Source organism: Bacteroides sp. 4_1_36 (genome assembly GCF_003466325.1).
Classification (GTDB): domain Bacteria; phylum Bacteroidota; class Bacteroidia; order Bacteroidales; family Bacteroidaceae; genus Bacteroides; species Bacteroides uniformis.
Genome location: NZ_QSOX01000065.1, coordinates 1 through 456 on the forward strand (window position 1 = coordinate 1; position 456 = coordinate 456).

At 48.7% G+C, this 456-nt stretch carries 2 pseudogenes; both read right to left on the reverse strand.

Features of this window, described 5'->3' with window-relative positions:
- Positions 1 to 70 (reverse strand): annotated as a pseudogene (locus DXD65_RS21450) (plasmid mobilization relaxosome protein MobC); the annotation flags it as partial.
- 156 nt (positions 71 to 226) lie between these two features.
- Positions 227 to 456: pseudogene (locus DXD65_RS21455) on the reverse strand (toprim domain-containing protein); the annotation flags it as partial.

Below are 456 nucleotides of genomic sequence, written 5' to 3' on the forward strand. Positions count from 1 at the left end.
CTACCCGGTTCTGCTTGTCTATCCGGCTTTTTGCCGGGCGACCTCCCGGTTTGTTCCTTGTCCCTGTCATACGTTTTTGCTTTTAGGTGGTATCTTAAAAATTGCGACCAACGGGAGAAATTTTCTTTGCTGTCAAGCAAAGCAAGGTGTTTCGGTCTACCGAAACATAACCTTGCTCTCCCTAATCACACAGCCTGCCGTCTGTTCATGCCGCCAGTCTTGCAGGTCACATCCTTAGCCCTCTCTTTCTTTTTTCACCCGGATTTTGTCTGTTATCCTGCTCCGGCTGGGGCTTGTCGGTAACTGTCAAATCTTGGGATTGTTTCACTTTAAGGCTACGCAAATAGTCGTTCAGGTCATTGTGACCGCTGTACAGGTGTGATACGTCACGTACACGCCATTTGTATTCCTGCCTTATGGCTTCAACCGCTTTCCTCCCGGCTTCGTCATTGTCAA